Consider the following 24810-nt stretch of genomic DNA (forward strand, 5'->3'; position numbering starts at 1 on the left):
AGGTCGATTGAACTTGTAAATAGCAGGAATATCCGTATATTACATATATGTTGAATTATACGGATTAAGGAGGATGGGCTGATGAAAGAGTTCCCAGCCGCAGAGATGAACCGCTCTCCTGCTGATGTTTTTGAAGCAGCCACGGTTGCACCTGTTGCAATCACAAAGCACAGGAAACCGCGCTTTGTTGTGATGTCGATGGAACGCTACGAAACACTCACCAAGGGCCGCACAACGCAAGTTGCAGTCTCCGTGGCTGATATGCCGCCAGAGTTGGGCGCGTTGCTGGATCAAGGCTTAGAGGAACATTTCCGTGGCAAATGATTTTCCACAAGCGGGGCAAGTTTTCGACTACCACTATCTTTGGAAGTGGCAGGATGAAAAGGGCGAAACAGAAGGTCGCAAAAAACGGCCTTGCTGCATGGCCTTGGTGGTGATGAACGCAGAGGGTCAGCATGTTCTGTTCATTGCGCCGATCACAAGCAAGCGACCTGACGCAGGACGTCTCGCAATTGCTATCCCAGAGACAGAGTTACACCGTGCAAAACTCGACAGCCACGTTTCACTTTGGGTTATAGTGGATGAGTTGAACGCTGACGTTCTGGAAGCTTCCTACACGCTGGAAGATCGTAACCCCAGAGGGCAGTTCGGTCCAGCATTCACGGACACGGTTTTGCGTGCCATTCAATCGGTCCGAAAAAATGGCAAACTAAGTATTGCTGAGAGAACTTGAAGCTTGCAGGCGCAACAAACGTTTCTTCAAAGAAGAACATGCCAACCTCGTCTGCTCGGTACGCACCAGCTTCGAGTTGGGGTAAAATCATCGTAGCGAGCTTGTAGGTTGCCGCCATATCGGTTGCAAAGACAATAGACTTTATCGTCTTGGATTGCGGGGCGATCAGTTGAAGCTGATCGGGCTCTAGTTCGGCAAAGCTTCACCCGAGCCACCAAAGGTGTCTCGGCCCACAAGGGGTAACGACCCCTGCGCCGGGCGCGTCCCCCCATTCGCGCAAGCGCGAACTGATTGCATCAGACTGCTTGTCCGCGGCGACGGTGAACTCCCACCCGCGCCAGGACCGCTGAGCTTGGATACTCGTTCAACTCACTTTGATGCTGTTTCCATCAACCAGCCGGGTCTTAAGGGTCAAGCTGAGACGTTGAATCGGCTTGGTTAGGGCAAGTCCCGAGCCTGCAGCTCGGGACCGCGCTCTACTCGACCGCCAGCTGCGCAGGCGGTCTCCCTGCGGCCCAAGTGCGCTGAAACCTGTCTCCGCGGAGCCAGCTTTCAACGCGGCCGCATGGTCGCCCGAACATGCTTGTTTCGGCCCAGAGGGTAACGATCTCTTTCGCAAGTATTCGCCGGCCCAATCAGCTAGTAACTGATTGGGCTTGATGCTGGAAAACCGGGATGAACCCGATTTTCTGGACGGCATGAATGCGGTCGATGGGCTTGGGGTAAACCCCAAGCCGGGTCCTGTGCACCGATATCTGTCCTAAGTTCGTCAGACAGAGCCGAAACCTGTGCGCTGTATTTTAGTCGTGGCCGCAAGCGGCCCCATCATTTTATTGGCCCGCAAGCGGGCCGTTGCGCTCCCTCACCTCGGGCATCAACGCAAGCAGGCGACGTTCGGTGTGAGCAAGGGAGATCGTCGATGGTTGCGCTCAACACCAGGAACACAATCAAGGTAAGGCGGGTGTTGTGCGGGAAATTGCAAAGAAAGAAAGGAATTTCGCAAATAAACTTCCAACAAAGGTGCGAAGTGATTATGTTCCCAATTTGGGAAAAGGGGCTTGACCTAGCACAGCGTCCGCGGCATATTCCCAATATGGGAACAGCGGGGCGACATGCGGATCATTGCGAAGCGGACGATTACAGAGTTTGGCGCGAAGAACCCCAACGCTCGGGCTTCGCTTGACCATTGGCTGAACATCGCTCAAGCGGCTGACTGGGCTTCGACAAATGACGTTCAGCTTACCTTTCCAAAGGCAAAGGTGCTGAATGCAGAACGAGTTAGATTTGAGGTCGCAGGCGGCGATTTCCGTATGATCTGTGCCTTCGAGTTTCGCAGAAGAATTACTTTTGTGAAGTTCATCGGCACCCACAAAGAGTATGACCGTGTAGATGTGATGACGGTCTCGCAATACTAGGAGGAAACGATATGACCAAGATTAGACCGATCCGTAACAACGATGATCTCACTGCTGCGCTGGCCCGAATTGATGAACTTTGGGGTAGTGATCCTGACACCCCAGAGGGCGACGAATTGGATGTTCTCTATGATCTTGTAGAGCACTATGAAAACCGAACGTATCCAGTCGAACCCGTGGAGCCAGTTGAACTGCTACATCGGCACATGGAGGCCACCGGCAGAGTTCAAGCTGATCTCGCAGAGCTGTTCGGTTCGCGTTCACGCGCGTCCGAGGTGCTGAATCGCAAAAGGGCTATGACTGTAGAGATGATTCACAAGCTGAGTTCGGTATGGCATATCCCTGCAGATTGCCTCGTGAAACCTTACCAAGTTGCAGCAGAATGACTTCCAACAAAGGGCGGTCTAGTGGGACCGTCCTGCCTTCTCAATTGAACCGATGGTGTGTGTGTTGAGAGTATGGGAAGGGCGCGCGCCATTCGCGCAAGCGCGAACTGATTGCATCAGACCGCTTGTCGGCGGTGCCGGTGATCTCCCACCCACTGGCCGTCTTGTCGGGCGATTTTGCGCGGCCGGGATCTTGGTCCGATGTGCCCAATGCGCCGTGCAGCTCGTCAGCCGTCGGATCAGCCGCGATCCTCACTTTTGGCAGGTCGCGCGTCGTCAACAAGCAGAAAATTCCCCTGCGCCGCTAAAGCGGCGCATTACTCGCGAAACAATTTTCAGCTTGCAGCCGCCACTGATGCGACCAGCCAACGCTGCGGTGCGCGACCGATCCGACGGCTGACGAGCAAGCCAGACGAGGCGCACCCTGGCCGCTGTCCTGATAAAGAGGCCGCAAGCGGCCACGATTTTTGTTTGGCCCCCCAAAGGGGGCCGGTGCGCTCCCTCACCTCGGGCATCAAAGCAAGCAGGCGACGTTCGGTGTGAGCAAGTCGGATCGTCGATGGTTGCGCTCAACACCAAGAACACAATCAAGGTAAGGCGGATGTTGTGCGGGAAATTGCTGAGAGAGAAAGGGTAACGCTCTTGGGTGTTTTTTCTACTATTACGCTGTAATTAAACGATTATTTTCATTTTAACCTTTGCATAATCGCACTTAAAAGTGCATTATGTAAGAGCGCAAAGGGGCAGGATGGGCCTGCCCCGCGCTAGAAGGAGAATAAGAGATGAAAGTCGAAAAACTCGCTCTTATTTTCCAGATTATCGTGGCAATCATGTTGTTCATCAACATCATACACCACTGGTAATCTGGACCGCTGGCCTCTGTTACCGCAGGGGTCAGCGGCACCTTCTTTACCATCGGAAGCGCTTGTTTGCAATGGCGCAGAAAGGTTCCAAATGTCTAAACGTATCGCATATGTTAGTATCACCGTGTCTTCGATCACGCTGATTTTGCTCGTCATCAACACCCTGATGACAGGGTGATATGATGAAGGCCGACGATTTTCTGAATTGGATGGAAAAAGCAAAATGCAGCAGCGCAATCGACGTAGTGCGTGTTTTAGGTGTTGGCCGAAACCAAGCCCAGCGATGGGTTGCCAGTGCAAAGGCCGGTGATGACGTCGAAGTCAAACTGACCGTTGCGCTGGCAATGAGCGCGCGCGCGCGACAGCTCAACGGCTGGCCTGATTGATGCCAACCTGAACAGCAGGCTCGCCATTCCACAAGGACAAACGGACATGCTAGACAAAGACATCCAACTACTTCACATGAGCAATATCCTCGAACTCGAAGAAACCGCAATTGGTACAAATTGCGACTGCCCCAAATGCCTGCAAAGAGCAAAGCGCGTCAGCTGGGAGAAGGCTGAGGGTGGAGCCGTTAACCGATATTGGCGGATGTTCTGCATCCACTGCGGTCACGTGGATACGAACGTCATCACTTGAACCCATGGTCGGGGCCACATGCCCCGACCAATTCATGATGCGGCTGCGTGGCGCACGTTGACCGGTCACCCGTCATTCTCGCCATCAGGATTCGCCCGCGCGATCCCTTGGCTCCGAAGCGGCTGACCTGCGGCAGGCAACTGGTCTTTGTGTCCACCCGCCAGCGCCTCAAGGATACTCGGTATTTTCGGTGAGAGCGGTCCAGTGGGATCGGCCCCCCATTCGCGAAAGCGCGAACTGATTGCATCAGACTGCTTGTCGGCAGCGCCAGCGGGTGGGCATTGCGCGCCGAAGGGCGCCGTTGGGTGTGTGTTGGTGCGCGAGAATTTGGTCCGATGTGCCCAATGCGCCGTGCAGCTCATCAGCCGTCAATCAGTCGCGCACCTCATTTAGCCGAAGCTGTCACGTCCCCCAAGGGGCTTTCGCGGCATAAGCTGCGCGCGCGCAAGCGCGTGCTCGTTATTCCACGGTCCACTTGTGTGCCGCGCCATCTCCGTCACATGAGGATTGACGCGCGACCGATCCGACGGCTGACGAGCAAGCCAGACGAGGCGCACCCTGGCCGCTGTCCTGATAAAGAGGCCGCAAGCGGCCACGATTTTTTTTGGCCCCCCAAAGGGGGGCCGGTGCGCTCCCTCACCTCGGGCATCAAAGCAAGACCGAAAAATTCAGAATTAGTGTAGTCTATCTGTTGACATATGTAAGCTGTTAGGCTACATTAAATGATGATCAAGAGCTTCAACAATAAGCAGCTAAAAGCACTCTGGGAAACCGGAAAATCAAAGATTGATGCGCGTTTGCACAAGCGGATTTTACGACGCCTTGATGCATTGGAAGCATCAGTGCGGCCAGAAGATATGAACCTGCCGGGTTTTAGTTTTCATGCCCTCAAAGGCTTTGATCCAACGCGCTACACCGTTCACGTAGACGGACCATGGTGCATTACGTTTGTGTTCGAAGATGGCGATGCCCATGTCGTTGATTTTGAGCAGTATCACTGAGAAGGAGATGATGATGACCCGTGACCTGAAACGATGCCCGACGCATCCCGGTGAGCTTTTGCGCGAGGATGTCATACCTGCAACCAAGCGGTCAAAATCAGAGATCGCAAAGCTACTTGGTGTGTCGCGCCAACATTTGCATGACGTTCTGGCCGAGCGGAAGCCGGTAAGCCCGGAATTTGCTGTGCGTCTGGGTAAGTTATTTGGGAACGACGCCGGTTTGTGGATCAGGATGCAGGGTGCATATGATGAATGGAATGCTTCCAGAACTGTTGATGTGTCAAATATTCCAACTGTCGTTGCTGCAGAGTGAAGCAACAGTAGCAGTCAGCGAAACAATTGAGGCTATGGGCTGATGAACCGGTGGTGTGTGTTGAAAGTGCGGGAGGGGGGCCGCACCTTGGCCCCTTCCTTATTTTCATAGTCGCTGCGCTTCCTTGAAAATATAATCAGGCCCCCCCTGCGCCGGGCGCGGCCCCCCATTCGCACAAGCGCGAACTGATTGCATCAGACTGCTTCCCGGCAGCGCCAGGGATGGGTGTTGCGCGCCGAAGGACGCCACCGCGACCGCATGGTCGCCCGAACATGCTTGTTTCGGTCCAGAGGGTAACGATCTCTTTTGCAAGTATTTGCCGGTCCAATCAGCTAGTAGCTGATTGGGCTTGATGCTGGAAAACCGGGATGAACCCGATTTTCTGGACGGCATGAATGCCGTCGATGGGCTTGGGGTAAACCCCAAGCCGGGTCCTATGCACCGATATCTGTTCTAAGTTCGCCAGCCGTCGGATCAGCCGCGATCCTCACTTTTGGCAGGTCGCGCGTCGTCAACAAGCAGAAAATTCCCCTGCGCCGCCAAAGCGGCGCATTCCTCGCGAAGCAATTTTCAGCTTGCAGCCGCCACTGATGCGACCAGCCAACGCTGCGGTGCGCGACCGACCCGACGGCTGACGAACAAGCCAGACAGAGCCGAAACCTGTGCGCCGTATTTAAGTCGTGGCCGCAAGCGGCCGCATCATTTTATTGGCCCGCAAGCGGGCCGTTGCGCTCCCTCACCTCGGGCATCAAAACAAGCGGGGTTCAGTGTGGTTGGCAAGGACAAAATTCACATTACCACAAATAAATCAATAGGTTGCAGAGGTTTTCAGTGCTAATATGGTGCATATCAAGAGGCCCTAAAACCTGAGGCTAAATGAGAGGGTGGTGAAATGACCTTTCCGAGACTGATCGATGTAAACGACAATAGGTTTACCAACGAGTTTTGTGCGCATTGCGACGGATGCGGTGTGTTGCACGACGGTGTCTCCCTATGCTTGCATTGCGATGGAACAGGATACAAGATGCGATCCGCCGGGACGAACGTGTCGAGCGTAAAGAAGTTGACCAGTAAACTGGTCAAGCTGCGTGATGCGCAGCGTTAGCCAACAGGTTGGCTAATCCCCGCTTGAGCGGGGGCCCCTGATGGTTGCGCATCAAACAACCGATGGCAGGCCCTGCCTGCCCGCTAGTGGCTGACGCTCCTGCCTTCCGCGAATTTCTGTGGCGCGTGTGAATTGCTGAGAAGAGCTAAAGCTCTTGGGGTGGTTGATGGTGTTTTGTCAAAGCGGCACCAAGAGGTCGCGGAACGTCCGCATAATCCAGCAGGCCACTTGGTGCACAAAAATACGCCTCTCTGAATAAAAGTCATTACTTTAATTATTGACAGTTCGATTAAAAGGCGTTACTTTAATTATAAGAACACAGGGGTCAACAAGTCGATGAATTATCAATGGGACAGCGCCAAGAATACCAGCAACCAAGAAAAGCATGGCCTGTCCTTTGATGCGATGGATCGCTTTGACTGGGCCTTTGCCCTGTGTGTCGAAACCCAAGTTGTTGACCATGAACAGCGCGAACTGTGGATCGGCCCGATTGACTTGACGTTGGCGGCTGTCGTTACGGTTGAGCGTAGCGAGAACACAATTCGCATCGTGTCCTTGCGTCCTGCGACCAACGCCGAAATCAAAATCTGGAGAAAGGAGTTTCACAATGGCTAAAGCCCCGAATATCCCCGACAACACCCCCGAGCAGGACGCGGAAATCCGCGCCCGCATCACCAAAGACCCTGACACATGGGAGGCAGCCCCTGACGCCACACCCCGGCGGCGTGGTCGCCCTACAGGATCAAACAAGGCTCAAGTCACCGTCAAACTGGACAATGATGTTCTGGATGCCCTGCGCTCACCAGACCCTAAGGGTTGGCAAACCCGACTAAACCAGCATTTGCGGGACCGGCTCGGGTTGGACCAGTAAACGGCCACTTCGCGGTATGAACGATGCTTTCAACAGAACGTGCAACGCACCACTGGTTGATATCATGGAGGGGGCCGCGCAAGCGCGAACTGATTGCATCAGACTGCTTGGCCGCGGCGGCGGTGATCTCCCACCCGCTGGCCGTCTTGTCGGGCGACTTTGCGCAGCCGGGATCTTGGTCCGATGTGCCCAATGCGCCGTGCAGCTCGTCAGCCGTCGGATCAGCCGCGATCCTCACTTTTGGCAGGTCGCGCGTCGTCAACAAGCAGAAAATTCCCCTGCGCCGCTAAAGCGGCGCATTACTCGCGAAACAATTTTCAGCTTGCAGCCGCCACTGATGCGACCAGCCAACGCTGCGGTGCGCGACCGATCCGACGGCTGACGAGCAAGCCAGACGAGGCGCACCCTGGCCGCTGTCCTGATAAAGAGGCCGCAAGCGGCCACGATTTTTGTTTGGCCCCCCAAAGGGGGGCCGGTGCGCTCCCTCACCTCGGGCATCAAAGCAAGCACACGATAGGCGGCACTACTGTCATGCGGTCTCTGGTGGTGGTTGAGGTGATGTCGTCGATACCCCATCTTCCCGACCGGCTTCCAAACGCTGTCGGTCTATTTCCATCAGCGTGAGAAGAGGATGCTCCTCATGAACGGGTTCTTCATCCGATGTCCTGATCGACTGGTCGCGCAGTTGCGCAATGTGATGCGTTAGTTCGGCCCTTGCGTCTTGAGATTCATCTAACGCTGCCTTGATCTCGGCCATCTTTTCCAAGGCGGCGTCCCGATCTTCCTGAACCCGTGAAAGCTGTGCCGCCACCTCACGATGCTTGTGCTGATAGCGCTCCAGATCATTTGAAAGTCGAACGTGCTCTTGCTTGTATGCCGCGATGGAATCTCTCTGATCTGCGACTGTGGTGCGCAGTCTTGCGATCGCCTCGGTCGCGTCACCATGTTCGCGCTGTAGCTTCTTATGCTCGACATCGAGGTTGCGATGTTGAAGCCGAAGCTGGTCATAGTCTTCTCGTAGCAGCGCCGCCGGACTTGGTTCCTTTGCAGACCGCACCCAACGTGTCGGCATGGGCATGGCTTGAGACCGCCCGATGAGAATGTACAGGGCGGTCAACACCAGAGCCGTGTTCACCAAAACACTCAGGATCAGGAAAGCAGAGATAAAGCGGCGCGCGCCGTTGCTGGCAACGAGCTGCGCAGTTTCCCAGGCAGGTGTCGTGAGCGACCATGGAAGATCTGGATCGATCAACGCCACAAGAGTGTGCAAATTGGGCGCGTGGATCAGGCAGAAGACGGCCAACAAGGCGCCGACTATTGCACTGTAGATAATGCGCTCCGGCTGAACCGCGGCGTTTTCGTCGGCAAAAAGGCTGCTGGTCGCATTGTAGATGCTTGCTGCGAGCATCCAGTACACGATGCCAAGAATGCAAAGATTGATATAGTGAAGCACAGGATTGAAGGCGGCCGCCCAAAGGCCAACCTGAAGACCTAACGTTATCAGGATTGCATAGAATGCTGCTGCAACGGCCGCCCGATAGATGTCTGGAACAGTTTGCAAGGCACGACCCCTTTTCGGATTAGCCAGTAGCGGAGGCGTGCGCGAATTCGACAGCGGCTTTGCCTATGGCCTTCACCACTGCGTGAGCATTGTCCTTGGCATTCTGAAGGACCTGGCTGTTGGTGGTGGTATCCAGATCATGTAAAAGCCGCCCTTCCGTAAACATGGCCACATACGGCGACTTGGTCAGAACGGGGGGATCTATCCATGTTGCTCCGGTGTCGGCCAACGCCTTCTTGACGGCACGTTGAGCCTTGCTTTCGATCACGGCGTCAACCTGACTCGGAACGATCACAGATGGAATTGGGCGGCCTCTTGCCTGAGAGGCGACGGCGACGAAATCCTGAATCTTGAGTGCCTCAGCCACATCCAACTCGCTCCACTTCATCGGTATGACCACAACAGAGGATTGCTGCACGGCCAGCCCCGTGAGCATGTTCCGGGTTCCCTCTGTGTCGATCAAAACAAAACTTCTGCTGTCCTTGAGGCGCTGAAGCGCGTCGGTCAGCTCGCGTCCCGACTTATCTGTGGCGTCGAGGACGGTCACCGCATCAGGCAGCCTGTTTTTGGCCGCCCATCTCATGAGTGGCGTGTTTTTGTCGGTATCGATGAGGACGACCGTCCCGCCGTTCCTGACGATCTCACCGGCAATGATTGCGGTGAGAGTTGTTTTACCGCAGCCACCTTTGGTGCTGGCAAGGGTCCAGACTGTCGCCATTTAAAGCTCTCCCTTTTTGTCGGCCATCGCGAGAAGCTTGAGGGCCTCAGTCAGGGTCCGGTTCATGGTCCAATCATGGCGTATCGCGATGTCATAGAACCCCGCGGCAGTCTCCTTGAGGATGGAGTGATTGAAGGGCACATTCGAAACGCCTCGCTTTCGCCGCGATCCAAAGCCGACTGGTGGCTCGGTGGTCGCACGAGGAGCCGCCGTCCCTTTTCCGGCAAGATCGTCCGCGGCCTGCAGGGATTGCAGGAACTCGTTTTCATCTGACATTGACATGGTGTCGCCTCGTAGAGCCAAGTGAAAAGATGTGTGGGCCATGTCACTTGCATGGTCCTTCAAAACAGAACGTCTCTAACATGGCACTCGCTTGTACCCAGATTGCTACCAGTGACGAAAAGCTTCATGCAAGTAACTGTGTAGTTCCATGGTCCTTGCATGTAACATGTCTTTTCCATGTGACGACCAAGGAAGAAAGCATCTACCTTTGTGCTTACTTGTTACATGCAAGTACCTTGTGGTGTACTTGTTACAAGCATGTACCAAGGCGCGTATCGGCCTACCGGGCTGTCTTGCGTGGGTTGTCGCACGCAACCACGCCTCTGGCGCGCCCTGTGAGCCACGAAGGGCTGCGCTAGCCCCCCCACCCGGCCATGCGACTATCGTGCTGTATGGCTCTCCTGTCGCCTCTGGTGCGCTATTTGAGGCCGCACATCCCAATCGCCGAAACCTGCGACATCAGCGCATCTCCCCTTTCTCTGCAGTTCTCTGCCGTAGCCCGAGTATTCGGGCGGGTCACAGAGGGCTATTTTTGCTGGGTTTTTCCCCTTTGTGGTTTACGTTGTGCGTCGCCGGAGGCGGATTCCGCTGCTTTGGTATCAAAGCACTTTGCCCTATCGTCCTGGAGGGTGGATCGATCCTCACCAGTCGAGCGAAGATCGGCTGGTGACAGGCGCAGCGGGTGAAACCTGCCATCGCAAGCCAACTTCTCAGAAGTTGTGAAAGGTTGTGAAAGGCGTTGTGAAAGGGCACGCTTATGTATAAAATCTTGTGATGTTTATACGGGCTTGGTATTGGCTGGATATGTTCCGGCTGAATGTCCGCATAATGTCCCGCAGAGCGGGGAGCGATGTTGTCGCCTCCAGCGGCTATCGACATGGCGCAAGAATGACAAACGACCTGAACGGAACGACGCGCTCCTATGAAGGAAAGCGTGACGAAGTGGTCTTTGAAGAAATTGTTTTACCTGAAGACGCACCGCAGTGGGCAGTGGATCGCTACCAGGGTGAAGACGTTATCGACGCGGCCGGGCGACTTTGGAACGATATTGAGGCGAAAGAGAATTCACATCGCAAGCGCGATATCTCCCAACTAGCCAAAAGCTTTACGATCTCACTGCCTCACGAACTGTCTCATGAGCAGCAAGTGGCATTGATCCAGGGGTATGTGCGCGACAATCTGGTTTCAGACGGCCAGGTCGCGGACGTGGTTATCCACGATAAGGGCGACGGTAATCCTCATGCGCATGTCATGACGACAATGCGAACGCTCGGCCCCGATGGGCATGACAAGCGCGTCGGGAACTACATGGCTGCGCGCTTGGAGCTTATGAACCAGCGTTGCGCATGGGCGGTTGCGGCGAATACAGCGCTGGAATTGGCCGGATTTGACCGTCGGATCGATCACCGGAGTAACCTTGATCGTGGCATCGCTCTGGAGCCGTGCAACTACAGCAAGGACATCGCTGAGAACATTGAGGCTGATGGTGGTGTGTACCGGGCCAAGACGCGGGCACTGGAGGCACGTGCCGCCAATGAGGCCTTGCTGATGAAGGATCCCGGTCAGGTCTTGCTGGTGCTTGGGCAAGAGAAGGCAATGTTCGTTGCAGAGGATATTGCGTTTGAGCTGCGCCGCAAATTACCGGCCAATGTCGGTAAAGAGCAGATTGAGGATATTGTGCGCGCGGCGATGGCCAGTCCCGAACTGGTGGGTACTGGCGAAGTTGATTATCGGGGGGAGCCCATCTTCACAACACGGGCGGTGCTGGAAATGGGCCGCCAACTGACCCGCGATACTTTGCAGATGCGCGACTCTGCGCTTGCGTTTTACGCAGCTGGTGGGGGCGATATTGCACTCGATCCGCAGCTTTCGGATGAACAGCGGGCAGCTGTTGATACGATGATTTCCCCGCAGCGAATCTCAGTTGTGTCAGGTTATGCAGGTGCGGGTAAAACGACTGCAGTGAAAGAAGCGTCACGGGTTTGGGAGGCCCGCGGGTTCACGGTCATTGGTGCGGCGGTCTCGGGTAAAGCAGTGCAAGCACTTACGGGCCTTCATGGGCAGTTGGGAACGATTGCCCAGATCGAAGCGCAATGGGACCGTGGGGCCGTGCCCCCTGCAGGCAAGTTTGTCGTGTTCATGGACGAGGCCAGCATGGTCGGAACGGCGACCTGGTCCCGGTTTGAAGCACGTATCAACGCCATGGGTGGCAAGTTGAACGTGTTGGGTGCGCCAGAGCAGCTTGGGCCGGTAAATGACTCGTCCGCCCTGCAGCATGTCTCGTCTCTTGTTGGGGCCACATACATGACACAGGTGAGGCGCCAAAGAGATCTGGACGATCAGGCGGCCATTCAGGCGATTTCGCGGAGCATGGACGGCGTCGGGCCAGCGTTGATGCACTTTGAACAGAAAGGTGCAATCACTCTGGAGGCGGATTTGGAGAGCGCCATCAAAGCGCTGCCCCAGCGTTTCTTTGAGGGTGTCACTCCGGACAATTTCTGGAGCGAGGGGTTTGAGCGCATTGCGTTGTTTCACACCAACGCCAGTGTTGATGCAGCAAATGCAGCGCTGCGCACCCACGCGATTGAGGCAGGGTTTGTGAAGCAAGATGGCGGGTTGGTTCTCCCCTCCGAACTGGAGATCAATGCTGGCGACCGCGTGCGCTTCACCAGGCCCTTTGCCGATGCGTCTGTCTCGCGCAACGCCTTTGCTTCCGTCGTGGCGGTCTCCGGTCACAATCTGACACTTGCCGTTGACGGGCGCCCAGGCGCATTCACGCTGGATGCTCAGGCGTTCCCTCATTTTGATTATGGGTATGCGGCGACCATCCACAAATCCCAAGGTATGAGCGTGAAGGGTAAGGTCTTCGCTGTCGTGACACGGATGTTTGATTGGCATCTGCTGGACGTGGCCATCAGCCGCCACGTCGAAGATCTCGATATCACAATCCCCGTCAGTGATTTTGGGGAAGATCTGACTGTCGAAACGCCTGATGATGTTCTTGCGAGCGTTGTGAAATCCGCGTCTCGTTCCAGCCTGCAGCAAGTCATGATGGCGGACGTGGCCCCAACCCTGCGCCGCGCGCACCCCACACTTGAAGATATCACGGCAATCCCACGCGCCGACAGGACTGCAGGCATCACGGCACCGGCTGAAGATATGGCGGCCGAGCGCGTTGCCCTTTCGGGGGATGTTCATTTGTTTCAACAGTCGCAACGTCTCTCAGGATTGTTGCGCAGCGAGTTCAAGGCAGACAGCCCGATGTTTGGCGATGATCCACGGGGCTACAGCGTTGATCCACTGAAGGTTGTTGATGATCTCCTCGCGGAACGCGGCATGCTGCGTGCCAGTGATGTGGCAGGACGTCTGGCTGAGGTGGTGTTTGAGCCTGCCACATTCACGCGACTTTACTATGAGGCCATGGGTCATCCGGATCTGGTCATCCTGTCAGAAACCGGCACCGGACGTGAGGGTCGTGTCTATTCTTCTGTGGATCGTATCGATCAGGCGGTCTCCCTGATGGACCAGGGTATGCGTATGGCTGTTTCTGGAGTGCCATTTTCTGTGGATCTACAAGACCCGCAGCTCTCGGTGCGTGATAATCCTGAGCAGGATATCAAGGTTCCCCAACAACAGTTATTGTCCGCGCGGATCTCTCAGGTCGCGGATGAATGTGATCTGCCATCTGACGCGCGCCGTGCGCTGGAGTCTGTGTTCTGGCCGGCGCGGATAGGTATCATCGAGGAAATCAGTACAGCCAACACGGCCGGTGTGATTGCGGCCGCGCGGGATGTTATTCCAACTGGTCAGGTTGTGGCTCTCCACACATCCAAAAAGACCGCGCAAAAGTTTGCAGTGGCTGCCGGTATTCGTGGGCTTGATCTTTATGCGCTGAGCAGTGGCCTCGACGACAAAACAATCACGTTCGGTCCGCAGGACATTCTCGTGGTGCCGGAAGCCTCGGGATTACACATTGACCAGCTGGAATTGTTAATCAGTCAGGTCGAGCGTATCGGGGCGAAAATCCTGTTGCACAACGACCCCTCCCTGGAGGCAGGGGGTGATGCAGTGCGCCACCTTGCCGCGCGGCTTCCATTCGTCAAACTTGGCGGCCTTGATGCAATCGCACCAAATCGACGTGGGCTCTTGTCTCAGGGTGCGCGCTTCGCGGCGGCGGTTGATGATCTGTACAGTCTTGGCCACATCAATGGCGCTGCCAATGAAACGCAGCATGTTCGCGCGTTTGTTGAAGACTATATGGCTGACCCTGCTGAAGGTAAGCTGGGCGTAGCGGGCTCGCGTCGTATGCGTGACATGCTGAACCGGGAGATCGCCGCCATGTATAGTGCGCAGGTGGGCGTTGAGGGTGGTGATGAACACTCTCTCAGCCGTGGGCGCTATGCGACACCATTATCACTGAGCGTTGGCACGCGTCTGGTCGCAACCCGGGACATGCCCGATCATGCAATCCTGTCCGGTCAGATTGCGGAAGTGTCACGGTTCTCACCAAGTGGCGCAGTTGTCGTCCGCACCGATGGGCGCGAGGTGGAGATCGCCAGTGGTGCCGATGCATCAGCGCTTGAATATGGCTATGTTGTCACCGCGCGCCAGGCGCTGAGTGATGGGATGCAAACGCCTTCGGCTCACATCTTTGCCAACAAGAGCTTGTCGCGCAACGCTTTGATTAGCGCGTTGCAGTTGGGTGATGACATCACGCTGTCACTGCCCGTTGATGTGAGTAACCCCGTATCCGTGGAGGCCTTCTTCACAAGGGTCAACACACGCGCGCCTCAAGGCAGTGTTCTTGACCACGGCTTTGATCCCACGCGCGCCCTTGTCGCGGCGAGCGACAGTTATACAAGTCCGTCGCTTGATGTGCGCCCGGACATCGCCCCCCATGACCAGGAGCTTCTTGATCAAACGCGTGCGGCCTATCGTGCGTCCCCTGCCCTTATTGTTGCGGAGTTGGTGCGCCAGTCCGCGCGGTTTAACGTTGATGATCTGGCAAGCGACCTGGGGCCTTACTACCCGGAGAAGGATAAATCTGAACTGTTTGCGCAAAGCCGTGATCTCATCGCCCGTCTTCAAGACGACGGCACAATCGTGAAGGCGGGGCGTTTCGATTATGACGGAACGCAGTGTTACACCACACGGGTGCAGGCCGAAGTCGAACAAGACGGTCTGCGACGTGGCCTCGCGCTTGCAGCCAAGTCCTTGCATGATGTTTCCGGATCCGAAGGCGACACCCAACTGGTTCAACATGTCACTGGTCCCGAACGTCTCAGTCTTGCAGTCCTGCCCGCTGATCACGCGCAAGCCACCCGGTACCGCAATGAAATAGGTGCGGCGTGGCGCGCGCGGGGATACCAGATCATCTCGACGGGCCTGAGCCAGAGCTGGGCCGCGCGCGCGGCCGCTGCATTGGGGCCCGACACGCAGGCCTTCTCTCTGGCCGCCCTCGAAGCAAGTTGGGCCAGAGGCGCCGTGCCCGCTGACGGCAAGTTTGTGGTCGTTCTGGATCAGGCTGAAATGGCAAACAGCACCCAGTGGGCGCGCATCCAGGCGCGGATTGACGATCTGGGCGGCAAGCTCATAGCGCTCAGCACACCACAGGCCCTGCCCCGCAACCGATCCGTGAGCTTGTTCCAGGCGCTGTCCAGCGAAGTGGGTGTTCACCAGGACCTGCCAATCCCGGTGCAATCCAAAGAAGCCGAACGCCGCGCAACGGTGGCCCTTTCTGGCAATACGCAACACGCTGCCCACGCCATCGCAATCCATTACGGGTTGGGCAACATCCACTTTGCGGGACAGACGGATAGTGCCATCGGTGCCATCGCGCGGCGCTTCTGGGCGGACGCAGATGAGTTGGGTCACCGCCGCGTGGCTCTGGCACATTCCGCTAAGGCAACAGACGCGCTCAATGAGGCGATACGTTCCGAGGGACGCCGCCTGGGACATCTCGGGGCGGCCGTGCGTCTTGATGGTGAGGACGCAAACATTGGCCAGCGCGTCTACGTGTCGGCAAACAGAAACGGGTTGGAAGAAGGTCAGCACGTGACGTTGCTTGGCCTGGATGAAGACGGCGGCGTTCAGGTGCAGTCAGAAGATGGGTCAGATGTCATTCGCCTGGCTCAGAGTGACACCAACATCCTGAAGCCGTCCTTTGCCGCCACGCTCTGGCAAGCATCCCAGCGTCGGCCAGCTGACAAAACCTTCCTGCTGGCCTCCCGCAGCATGGATCAATCGCTCTATCGTGTCGGGATGTCGTGCCACAGGCATGGCTTCGAGATGCATGTTCCGGAACCGGCCATCAAGGACGTCGAAACACTCAAGCGCGCCGCAGGTCGGCGCAACAGTCTGGACATCCTGACACAGCCAGTGCCGCCGGCGCCCATGGAAGAGATCACTGTGCCGGGGATCAGCAATCGTGCAGATCGCGTTACACCAATTCTGAAAGCTGGGATGTTTGCGCAAGACGCTCACCTGCAAAACATCGCACAGCGGCGCGCAGACCTTCTGTCCATCAGTTACAAGGTTGGAGATCCTGTTGTTGGGGAGGATCCAAACGGCTATGCCCTTCACCCGCGCCGCGCTGTCGATGATCTGATCGGCGCGGCGTCGGTCATCCGCGCAGAGGATGTGGCCGCAAAACTCGCACATACGGTCCGTGATCCCCAGACCTTCGTTCACATGTTTGCAGAAGCCATGGTGCATCCCGATCTTGTCGTGTTGTCCGAGACAGGCATACGGGGTGAAGGGCGCGTTTACTCGACGCTCGATCATATCAAACGCGAGACCGAGCTGAGCGATCGCATCAGCGCCATGGCACTCGTCCCCACCGGCTTCCGCCCGGCGGATCGCGTGCTGCGCGCCGCGACACAAACCGCCCACGGGCCCATGTCACCAGATCAGGAACGCGGCCTGCGCCACGCGACATCAGGGCAGCGGGTCGCGATGCTCACGGGCTATGCCGGGTCCGGGAAAACCACAGTCCTCAACGGGGTCCGTTCCGTTTATGAAGCAGCGGGCTGGTCTGTAACAGGGACGACATTGTCGGGTGACGCGGCCCGCAACCTGCAAAATGCGTCCGGTATTGCCTCGCGCAGTGTTGCCTCTCTTCTCATGGCCGCACAAAAAGATCGCATTGCATTGGGGCCCCGTAGTCTGTTGGTGGTCGATGAAGCCGCGATGCTCAATGCCGCGCAATATGATGCAGTGATTGGCTTGTGCGAACGCAGTGGCGCAAGCCTGTTACTTGTTGGCGATGGCAATCAGATCCAGGCCCATGGGCCCGGCGCGATGTTCCGCAGTTTTGCTGGCCGGATCGGAACCGTCACCTTGTCCAAAGTCTGGCGTCAAAGGGACCCGTTGGATGCGCGTGCAAGTGAAGGTCTTGCGGTTGGTGGTGCACAAGCCGAACGCGCGATCGATCATTACAACGCGCAGGGCTATGTTGTCGGAACCGGCAGCGACGCTGATCCCGAACAGCATTTGGCGGCGGTTGTGGCCGGCTACATGGCTGATCCGTCGCGGGATAAAACCATGCTGACGTTCCGCAACGCCGACGTCGCAACGCTCAACGTTCTTGCACGCACTGCTGAACAGCAAAGCCGTGACGTGTCACATGAGGAAGCGCTGGCCGTTGATCGCGATGGCGTCGGCCTGGCATTGCAAGCGGGTGATCCTATTCGCATCACAAAGCCGGATTGGGAGTACGGGTTGATGAAAGGAGATCGCGGTGAGGTCACATTGGTGAACCCGCAAGCGCAAAACTACACCTTGCAGATCGGCACTGGTGACGACGCCCGTCACGTCACGCTGCCCCTAACAGATGGCCCCGCGCTTACCTATAATTATGCCCAGACCATTGACAGCGCCCAGGGCATGTCCATTCAATCGGTTCACGTCGCTGCGACCGCCAATCTCACCCAGAACCGCACCTATGTGGCCGCAACGCGCTTTATCGAGCGCCAGCGCCTTTACGCGCCAACCTCACAGGATGAAGCCACAAACTTCCTCAAGCGCATCGCCACCCGGGAAGGCCACAAAGTGACCACGCTTGAGCGTGAATACGGGTTTGATCCGCATCGTGCTGGAGAAGCGGTGCAGCACGCGAGGGCCGATGAGACGGATCTGGCGGCGTATCTTGAGAGCCATGGTGTAACCTCCGTCGCGCCTGCGGCGTCCAGATACTCACTTGCGCAGTTGTTCAAATCAGATCCAGCACATGAAGATCTCGCCGCCGCCGCGGCGACACGGGCGCTGTCTCATGTTCTGGACGCGCGTGTGATAGACGGCGAAGCCGTGATGGATGGTGCCCTGCAGAGTGATGTCTCTCGCCTCCTGAATCGTGTCAGTTCGCGCGGTCAGTGGAAAGAGATGACCACACGCTTGCCGCGCGCCGCGCGCACCACGCCAGACGATCTGGCCCGTCGCTGGTCTGACGCAAAGCCCGGAGAGGCCATTCTCCCGGAGGCCCGTGCCCTTGCCAGAGCGATCACTGTTGCTGATGCAGAAAACCGTCAGGACGTGGGGCGTGCTCTCAAAGCAGGTCTGGAAGTTCTGTCAAACCGGGTCACCGACGCCCGCGAAGTTGGTGGGTACGCCGACATGCTGAAGGAAGCCTTCGCGCCTCTCGCGTACAGCCGCGATCTCATGCCAGAAGGTGCCGCTATCGGTGAGCAGGTCAACACCCGCGCGCGCCACACCCCCTACCCGCGCATGGAGTATCAGACACGGCGCATGTCCCTCATCGCAAGCATCAAGGATATCTACACAACCGAGTATGACAAAGCACGAGCGCGGGTGGAGCAAAGCTCCGACCTGGCACAGCCATCATCAAATACTGAAAGGTCCCGAAACATGGATGAAGATATGATCGATGCGCTCATTTCTGCAATGAACAGATATGCGCCACATAAGAAGGATGTACATGATTTGGATCGCCCACGCGAGATTGTCAGAAGTCTCTATGCTGAAGCAAAAAAGGTTGAACTGAGCGCTGATCAGCAGATCAAAGCAGACATAATCGCACAGCATATGGCACAGGAACGCGCTCTAACAGATCTTCGGATTGAAGTGGCCCATGAAGTTAAGCCGGATGCCGAGAATTATGAATGGAAGCAATGTATCTATAAGAAGGACGCTCCATTTACGATCCGTGATCCAAATGCAGCTCGTACATTCCGCAGCATTTTCTCAGAGCGAAAAAAGACGGTTATCGCGAAGGTAAGCGACATCGACAAGGTCGTTTCCCGAATGTGCATTTTGGCAAAGAATGGGCCCGATGATGTTCAAATGGTCGGTGATGCTTTACGCTATGGCGGCGAGTTCGAAGAGCTCACTCCCGAAGGTGGCATGCAAGCGCGCGTGGCACGCCAAAGCGTAGTGCAGCGGATACTCTCGGCAGAAGATGGGCAAGCGCGGGATGCCAAGGAAGCTCAAGCCCTTCTCGAAGATTTGTACAAAGGGTACTCGTTGAAAGAGATCACGGCCTTGGCCCGCCCTGAAGAGGTGCTACCAGGTGATGCCCCAAAACTCTCGTCTGCAGATCGAGAACGGCTTGCCAAGCGGATCTTAGACCTCTCAAAAGCATCAGCGCCCAGGAATGCGCCACAACACAGTCCGCTATTCGCGCGTGAAATAGAGCGGGGGCCAAGGTTGGGACTTGACCGTGACAAGAGTCGGGATGGTCCATATCTGGACGGCCCAAGTCGGGGGTAACATCGCGCTGGTGGAGAGGGAGCGACCGATTAACGCGCAGTCACAAACTCAAAATAGCTTCCGCTGAGACGATAGGGAAGCTTTACAGGGCAAGACTCGGTTGCTCATTGACAAGCTTTGAAATCTTTCCGTGTAGGCCGATCTTTTGTTCAGCTAGTCTTTTCGCGCCAACTGACATCGCCGAGACCAGTTCATGAATATCGGTTGGTGCTTTAACCTCGATGAACCGTTTATCGCGGTTCACAAAGACAACGCTCTTTTTTCCCTGCTGCAACAGTTCAATGACGTTGCTGAGCGTCCCAGTGCTGGCACCATCCCAAAGCATAAGCCCGAAGTCTGCCGCCTCGGCCATCTTCAAGTCCTTTTCGGTGAAGTAAGCGCGTGTCCCGGGTTCAGCAGAGGATGACACTTGTCGAACGCGCCAATGCCCCACGTTGTTGCGGGGTTTCTCACCAGTGCAATAAACAGTTACATAGTCGGCAGACTGTGCCACCAGCTCACGCTGGATAGACGTGTCTGCACCGTTGGCATCCCCAACCACAACAGCCATGTTCTTTCGAACGATGTTCTTGATCCGATCGACAAACGCAGGGTCGATGTTCTTGATCTTGATAGAGCCGGCAATGAAGACAGTTTTCATCCGTCACTTCCAGGTAAGAGCTGCCACATAGATGTTCGCCACCTTACGGTATGACGACAGTATAGTGCAAATCGCTTCTAAAGTCGCTCCAGAATCGTATAAGTCATCAACCACCAGAACGTTCCATCTGCCCTGATTCTGTATCTCATCGTTCAGAGCAAACCTACCTTTTAGCGTTTCCACTTTATCAGCTTTGGAGGTCATGTTTTTCAGCAACGGCGTGTTAGCTACGGCTGCGACTTTGGTCACAGTGTTGTTGAACACAGGAACATTCATTTGCGCCGCTACCTCCGTCGCGACTTCGAGAACGGGTTGACGTTTGCGAACTAGTGAAGCCGGTGCAGGAACGACAAACCCTATCCGGCCGAGTTGGGGGACGATATTCTTCACGACTGCTTTCGCCAGAGGCTTCACTTGGCCAAAATCGCCTCGATATTTGAGCTGAAAGACTGCCTCACCAACTGCAGTACGAAGTGTATCAAATTGCATGTGGCCATAATCATTGTAGCCGATAGGTGTACTCTTGATCTTGTGTTTATCCAGGGCAAAGCCGTCAGTCCAGTTACCTGATATTCTCTTGATGTTGGTCTTCAAAATAACCTCTTTGAGCCAGTCCTATCATGTATCATGCAAGGAACTATGCGTATCACAGCCTCGGCTTCCAGCGGTTTTCTGATCGCGCAATCCATAGTTAGCTTTCACAACTGATCGGAGCGAGTTGCAAGCAAGGTCTGTGTTACATATTTGTGCATGAAGGTATGGTCGTTATAAAAGAGAACTCTGATCCATGGACACATCTGTTCGCATCGCTGCTGTGTTGGGGCCCACCTTGGTCTTAGTAACAACATCGGAATCTCTAAATTTGAGAGTTTGGCACGATGTCCATCCCACGGTCGTCTATCTGAACGGTCTGCTCTTTCTAATCGGTGGTTTGATCATTGTAACTAGTCACAGCTTTTGGCGTCCAGATTTCACTGCCTTAGTCACCTTGTCTGGCTGGCTCCTTATTGTCGCCGGGACTTTCCGCATGTTCTTCCCAACCGCGCAGCAACTGGCGGCCGGCTTAGGGACGTACTTGGTGATAGTATCACTCTTCTTGCTCGGCCTTGCACTCACAGGCCACGCCTTCCTCAAATCATGGAACTGAGTTGCAACAGACAGGATAGCGTTCGTTCATGTCTTGTGCAGCATCGGTCAATTTGGGCTGACTACTGACATCTGATAGATTTGTTCGCTTGACCGAAGGCAGCCCTTTGCGGACATTGGATCTACGGTCCGCTGACCGGTCAGCGGACTAACCAACACGATGCTGCGGTTGCATACTGAACGCACCATCTGCGAGACTGATCAGACAATAATGACAGCGCGCCAATTTGGTTGATGCTCGCTTATCGCACAAGATGAGCTCTCTAGTGCAGGTAGAATATCAGGCTACCTTTCGGGTACCACGGCACTTAGGGAACTTCGTACATCCCCAAAAAGTGTCGCCCGTCTTGCGGTTTGCGCGTTGTACCATTTCGCCTCCACATTTCGGACACAGGGTTTGGCTTTCTGCGTTTGAGTTCCCTGACGAATGTGCGACCGTTTTGGCCGCAGTTTTCTTTTCAAGGTTTTGCAAGTGCTGTGCGCGACTGGCTCTGTTGCTCTCCAATGCCCGACCTAGCAGCTTTTTGGCAAAAGCGTTCAATTGGAAGTCCGAGAAGACGAGCTGTCTTCGAGCTGCGATAAGCTTTCCGAGCGCGCGCAGTCCCCAAGCGACGTTTTCTGGCATTTTGGTCTTCGGTTCGGCGGTGCCAGTAAAGACAACAAAATTGTGCAGCGACGTTAGGTCGATGTCCAAAATGCTTTGCACGGCTTTAACATGAGCATAGTTCTGCCGTAGTGGGTTTTGGAAGCTGCGGCGTTTGCCACCTTTCTGCACTTGCGTCCATTTCTGCTGGTCAGCACCACCAAAAATCCAACCAGACATATTCTTGGTCTCGATCACGAAAATCCCGAAGCGCGATAGTATAAGGTGATCCAGTTGGGTCGTTCCACTTGCGATTGGCAGGATCAAGTCAGACAAGACCCGATACTCATCTTCATCTAGAACAGAAGAGAGCGCATTGTGCACCTGGCGCTCGCCTCTGCCACCTTTTCGCTCCGGAGTGTTGTAGCTTCGCTCAGCGGCCCGAATTGCCGACCTAACAGCAGATTTCAACAAATAGTTAAACATGCCGGGCTCCAAGGTGTGCTTCACAGGTTGTGCTGAGTGACACAATACCAAGGTATAAATTACGACTTGGATCAAGATGTGGCAATCGTGTCTGCCTTGGGTTCTGCGCCGACACCTGACAAGTCGGTCGGATGAACGTGGGCAGCCCAAAGCGGTCGTTGCTGATCGCGATCCAAACCAATGTAACTGCTGCGTCGGGCATTGCATTCAGCCATTAGTCCGCTACGATATGAGGTTCCTCCACCCTCGTGTGGACAGGTGGCCGAGTGGTCGAAGGCGCTCCACTGATAATGGAGTAGGCGCGTAAGCGTCTCGCGGGTTCGAATCCCGTCCTGATTAAAAGGTTGCTCTCAGAAATGATGAGCAACCTTTTCAGCCCGAAGCAGACATGATCCTACCAAATATTGAGACGCATGCTTCCCGCAGGTCGGGCGGAAAGAAGTCATTAGCTGCAGCGCAGTATCTGTTGGTTGCCGTGCGAAAAGCCGACATTTGCTACCAACAAGGAATTGCGGGTTGGGCTCTACCTCCACAAAGCTTTGATCCAATCAACGGCCGTCATTTTTTGGGCCTCCAGCCAGCGCACATTCTTCTTCTGCGGTTTCAAACCCCCTGGATCATTTAGATCAACATGCATTCCATCAATTGACCGACCAAATCCTCGCCAAGCCCCAGGTGATCCTCAACAAGAACGGATTGAGAGTTTGACAATCGAATGGAGACGTCACCATTTTCTCGCTGAAGGACATTTTCTGCGAGCCATTCCGCAAGATCCGATGCGGTTGCTAAGATATCGAATGCTGTCAAATCGAGAATGTCATGCGCAGCACCCGTGGTTTGAAAATCCGTTATTGTGCCTAAAAAGAAACTCGCTTCGGCCTTAAAAACAAAGGTGTCTAAACCCGCTCCACCGGTCAGCTCATTTCGACCAGATCCACCGCATAGGATGTCAGCGCCGCTACCGCCCAGCAGAGTGTCATTTCCGGCGCCCCCGTCCAATATGTCGTTGCCCCAGGAACCATCCAAAAGGTCAGCCCCCGCATCTCCGAACAAGAAGTCGGCATCGGCGCCACCGTCGAGCGTGTCGCCGCCTGTGCCGCCATGCAGCGTGTCAGACCCATTCCCGCCGCGCAGATTGTCTATGCCAGCACCGCCATACAAGATGTCGTCGCCCTGCTGCCCGGTCAGCTCATCGTTGCCACTGCCCCCGCTCAGCGTATCTTGCCCTTGACCGCCACTGAGATAATCCGCGCCGCCATCTCCGGAAAGTGCGTCATTGCCCGCACCACCGAACAGAAGGTCGTTTCCAGTGCCGCCGAAGAGCGTGTCATTGTCCGATCGGCCATAGAGGGTGTCTGTGCCACTACCTCCGTAAAGCGTGTCATTGCCTGCGGCACCGCCAAGCACATCATCACCAGCACCGCCTTTTACGACATCGTCACCAGCGCCCGCCCAGACGCGATCGGCGCCGATGCCGCCTTCAATCGTGTCATTTCCTGCGCCACCATAAAGCTTGTCGTTGCCACCATCGCCAAAGAGCGTGTCATTCCCAGATGACCCGAAAAGCCGGTCGTTGCCTTCGGAACCCGACAACACGTCATTGTCATGGCCGCCGTGAAGCACGTCAGATCCGGTTCCGCCCGTCAGCTCATCGTTTCCCGCCGCGCCATACAAAACGTCCAGACCGGCGTTTCCGGCAAGGGCATCGTTGCCTTGGCCACCGAACAACGCATCGTTTGCGTCGCCGCCGGACATATCGTCGTCGTCGCTGGCGCCGAACAGCCTGTCTCGGCCCGCACCGCCAAGCATCGTGTCGCTCCCAGTGCCACCATAAAGTAAATCATTGCCGCTATCGCCAGACATCTGATCATTCCCAGCACCACCCCACAGCCGGTCGTTGATCCCGTCACCAGACCCGCCGCCATTTCCGGCGGCATCTCCGCCAGAAATGATGTCATCTCCATCACCGCCATAAAGCCGGTCTTGACCAGTCTCGCCCATAAGCAGGTCTGATCCCACCCCGCCCCGCAGACGATCAGCGCCAGCCGCGCCGTAAATCGCATCGTCGCCCCGTTGGCCGTAGACATTGTCAGCGCTGTTGCCCGCCATGATCTGATCATTCCCGGCCTTTCCGAGGATATGATCCCGCCCCGCGCCGCCTTCAATCTGGTCGGCTTCGGGGGTTCCAAAAATACGTCTTACCATTGTCTCACCATTCCTTCACGATAAGGGTAACTCTCTGAACTCAGGTGATTATTAGGACTTCCTTAAGCATGACATGTTGCGGATTAAGCATAGTCCGGCGCATATTCGGGTAGGTCATGTGTTCGAAAGGATAGGTGGGC

General features: G+C 55.8%; 20 protein-coding genes and 1 tRNA gene. 12 read left to right on the forward strand and 9 right to left on the reverse strand.

From position 1 onward, the window contains the following. Positions 1-81 precede the first annotated feature (81 nt). From SLH47_RS23220 to SLH47_RS23235, 4 genes are all read left to right on the forward strand, one after another. Complete coding sequence (locus SLH47_RS23220) at positions 82-324, forward strand: type II toxin-antitoxin system prevent-host-death family antitoxin (protein ID WP_320243116.1); 243 nt, start codon at positions 82-84, stop codon at positions 322-324. Further along, positions 314-733, forward strand: a complete 420-nt coding sequence (locus SLH47_RS23225) for a hypothetical protein (RefSeq protein WP_320243118.1) — start codon at positions 314-316, stop codon at positions 731-733. Before SLH47_RS23220 ends, SLH47_RS23225 begins: the two co-directional genes overlap by 11 nt. Positions 734-1845: 1112 nt before the next feature. Further along, a complete protein-coding gene (locus tag SLH47_RS23230) occupies positions 1846-2148 on the forward strand; it encodes a type II toxin-antitoxin system HigB family toxin (protein ID WP_320243120.1) in 303 nt (100 codons plus the stop codon). 11 nt (positions 2149-2159) lie between these two features. Then, positions 2160-2534, forward strand: coding sequence for a transcriptional regulator (locus tag SLH47_RS23235; protein WP_320243122.1), 375 nt, complete (start codon positions 2160-2162; stop codon positions 2532-2534). Positions 2535-2574: 40 nt separating this feature from the next. On the opposite strand, the gene SLH47_RS23240 is transcribed toward SLH47_RS23235, so the two are convergent. Then, on the reverse strand, positions 2575-2817 hold the full coding sequence (locus tag SLH47_RS23240) for a hypothetical protein (protein ID WP_320243124.1): 243 nt from the start codon (positions 2815-2817) through the stop codon (positions 2575-2577). Between the two features lie 759 nt (positions 2818-3576). Here SLH47_RS23240 and SLH47_RS23245 point away from each other — a divergent pair. After that, positions 3577-3783 (forward strand): hypothetical protein, encoded by a 207-nt coding sequence (locus SLH47_RS23245; protein WP_320243126.1) that lies wholly within the window; start codon positions 3577-3579, stop codon positions 3781-3783. 318 nt (positions 3784-4101) lie between these two features. Here the strand turns inward: SLH47_RS23245 and SLH47_RS23250 are convergent, their stop codons facing one another. Beyond that, complete coding sequence (locus SLH47_RS23250) at positions 4102-4398, reverse strand: hypothetical protein (protein WP_320243127.1); 297 nt, start codon at positions 4396-4398, stop codon at positions 4102-4104. 363 nt (positions 4399-4761) lie between these two features. Between SLH47_RS23250 and SLH47_RS23255 the strand changes: the two genes are divergently transcribed. From SLH47_RS23255 to SLH47_RS23270, 4 genes are all read left to right on the forward strand, one after another. Next, the gene (locus SLH47_RS23255; protein ID WP_320243128.1) at positions 4762-5037 is read left to right on the forward strand and encodes a type II toxin-antitoxin system RelE/ParE family toxin; all 276 of its coding nucleotides are present in this window, start codon (positions 4762-4764) and stop codon (positions 5035-5037) included. Continuing rightward, the gene (locus SLH47_RS23260) at positions 5009-5350 is read left to right on the forward strand and encodes a HigA family addiction module antitoxin (protein WP_320243130.1); all 342 of its coding nucleotides are present in this window, start codon (positions 5009-5011) and stop codon (positions 5348-5350) included. Before SLH47_RS23255 ends, SLH47_RS23260 begins: the two co-directional genes overlap by 29 nt. Before the next feature lie 1441 nt (positions 5351-6791). Next, a complete protein-coding gene (locus SLH47_RS23265; protein ID WP_320243132.1) occupies positions 6792-7070 on the forward strand; it encodes a BrnT family toxin in 279 nt (92 codons plus the stop codon). Further along, positions 7063-7326 carry a BrnA antitoxin family protein gene (locus SLH47_RS23270; RefSeq protein ID WP_320243134.1) on the forward strand — a complete coding sequence of 88 codons (264 nt, stop codon included), beginning with the start codon at positions 7063-7065 and terminating at the stop codon, positions 7324-7326. Before SLH47_RS23265 ends, SLH47_RS23270 begins: the two co-directional genes overlap by 8 nt. A gap of 529 nt (positions 7327-7855) precedes the next feature. On the opposite strand, the gene SLH47_RS23275 is transcribed toward SLH47_RS23270, so the two are convergent. From SLH47_RS23275 to SLH47_RS23285, 3 genes are read right to left on the reverse strand one after another with little or no spacing between them, the layout of a single operon-like run. Continuing rightward, positions 7856-8887: a hypothetical protein gene (locus SLH47_RS23275; protein WP_320243135.1), complete on the reverse strand. Its 1032-nt coding sequence runs from the start codon at positions 8885-8887 to the stop codon at positions 7856-7858. A 19-nt stretch (positions 8888-8906) separates the two neighbouring features. Next, positions 8907-9605 (reverse strand): ParA family protein, encoded by a 699-nt coding sequence (locus SLH47_RS23280; protein ID WP_320243136.1) that lies wholly within the window; start codon positions 9603-9605, stop codon positions 8907-8909. Further along, entirely contained in the window at positions 9606-9887 is a 282-nt protein-coding gene (locus SLH47_RS23285; RefSeq protein WP_320243138.1) for a hypothetical protein, read from the reverse strand. It lies immediately after the preceding gene. Positions 9888-10715: 828 nt separating this feature from the next. Here SLH47_RS23285 and SLH47_RS23290 point away from each other — a divergent pair. Continuing rightward, on the forward strand, positions 10716-19610 hold the full coding sequence (locus tag SLH47_RS23290) for an AAA family ATPase (RefSeq protein WP_320243172.1): 8895 nt from the start codon (positions 10716-10718) through the stop codon (positions 19608-19610). An 82-nt stretch (positions 19611-19692) separates the two neighbouring features. On the opposite strand, the gene SLH47_RS23295 is transcribed toward SLH47_RS23290, so the two are convergent. Both SLH47_RS23295 and SLH47_RS23300 read right to left on the reverse strand, forming a co-directional pair. Beyond that, the gene (locus SLH47_RS23295) at positions 19693-20250 is read right to left on the reverse strand and encodes a hypothetical protein (RefSeq protein ID WP_320243139.1); all 558 of its coding nucleotides are present in this window, start codon (positions 20248-20250) and stop codon (positions 19693-19695) included. Between the two features lie 3 nt (positions 20251-20253). Then, positions 20254-20844: a ComF family protein gene (locus SLH47_RS23300; RefSeq protein ID WP_320243140.1), complete on the reverse strand. Its 591-nt coding sequence runs from the start codon at positions 20842-20844 to the stop codon at positions 20254-20256. Positions 20845-21037: 193 nt separating this feature from the next. On the opposite strand from SLH47_RS23300, the gene SLH47_RS23305 reads away from it, so the two are divergent. After that, positions 21038-21397 carry a hypothetical protein gene (locus SLH47_RS23305; RefSeq protein WP_320243141.1) on the forward strand — a complete coding sequence of 120 codons (360 nt, stop codon included), beginning with the start codon at positions 21038-21040 and terminating at the stop codon, positions 21395-21397. A 279-nt stretch (positions 21398-21676) separates the two neighbouring features. Here the strand turns inward: SLH47_RS23305 and SLH47_RS23310 are convergent, their stop codons facing one another. Beyond that, positions 21677-22465, reverse strand: coding sequence for a nuclease-related domain-containing protein (locus tag SLH47_RS23310; RefSeq protein WP_320243143.1), 789 nt, complete (start codon positions 22463-22465; stop codon positions 21677-21679). A gap of 251 nt (positions 22466-22716) precedes the next feature. On the opposite strand from SLH47_RS23310, the gene SLH47_RS23315 reads away from it, so the two are divergent. Then, positions 22717-22805 (forward strand) — tRNA-Ile (locus tag SLH47_RS23315). Between the two features lie 281 nt (positions 22806-23086). On the opposite strand, the gene SLH47_RS23320 is transcribed toward SLH47_RS23315, so the two are convergent. Beyond that, a complete protein-coding gene (locus SLH47_RS23320) occupies positions 23087-24670 on the reverse strand; it encodes a calcium-binding protein (protein ID WP_320243146.1) in 1584 nt (527 codons plus the stop codon). Between the last annotated feature and the right edge of the window lie 140 nt (positions 24671-24810).

This window comes from Cognatiyoonia sp. IB215182 (genome assembly GCF_033963905.1).
In the GTDB taxonomy this organism is placed as follows: domain Bacteria; phylum Pseudomonadota; class Alphaproteobacteria; order Rhodobacterales; family Rhodobacteraceae; genus Yoonia.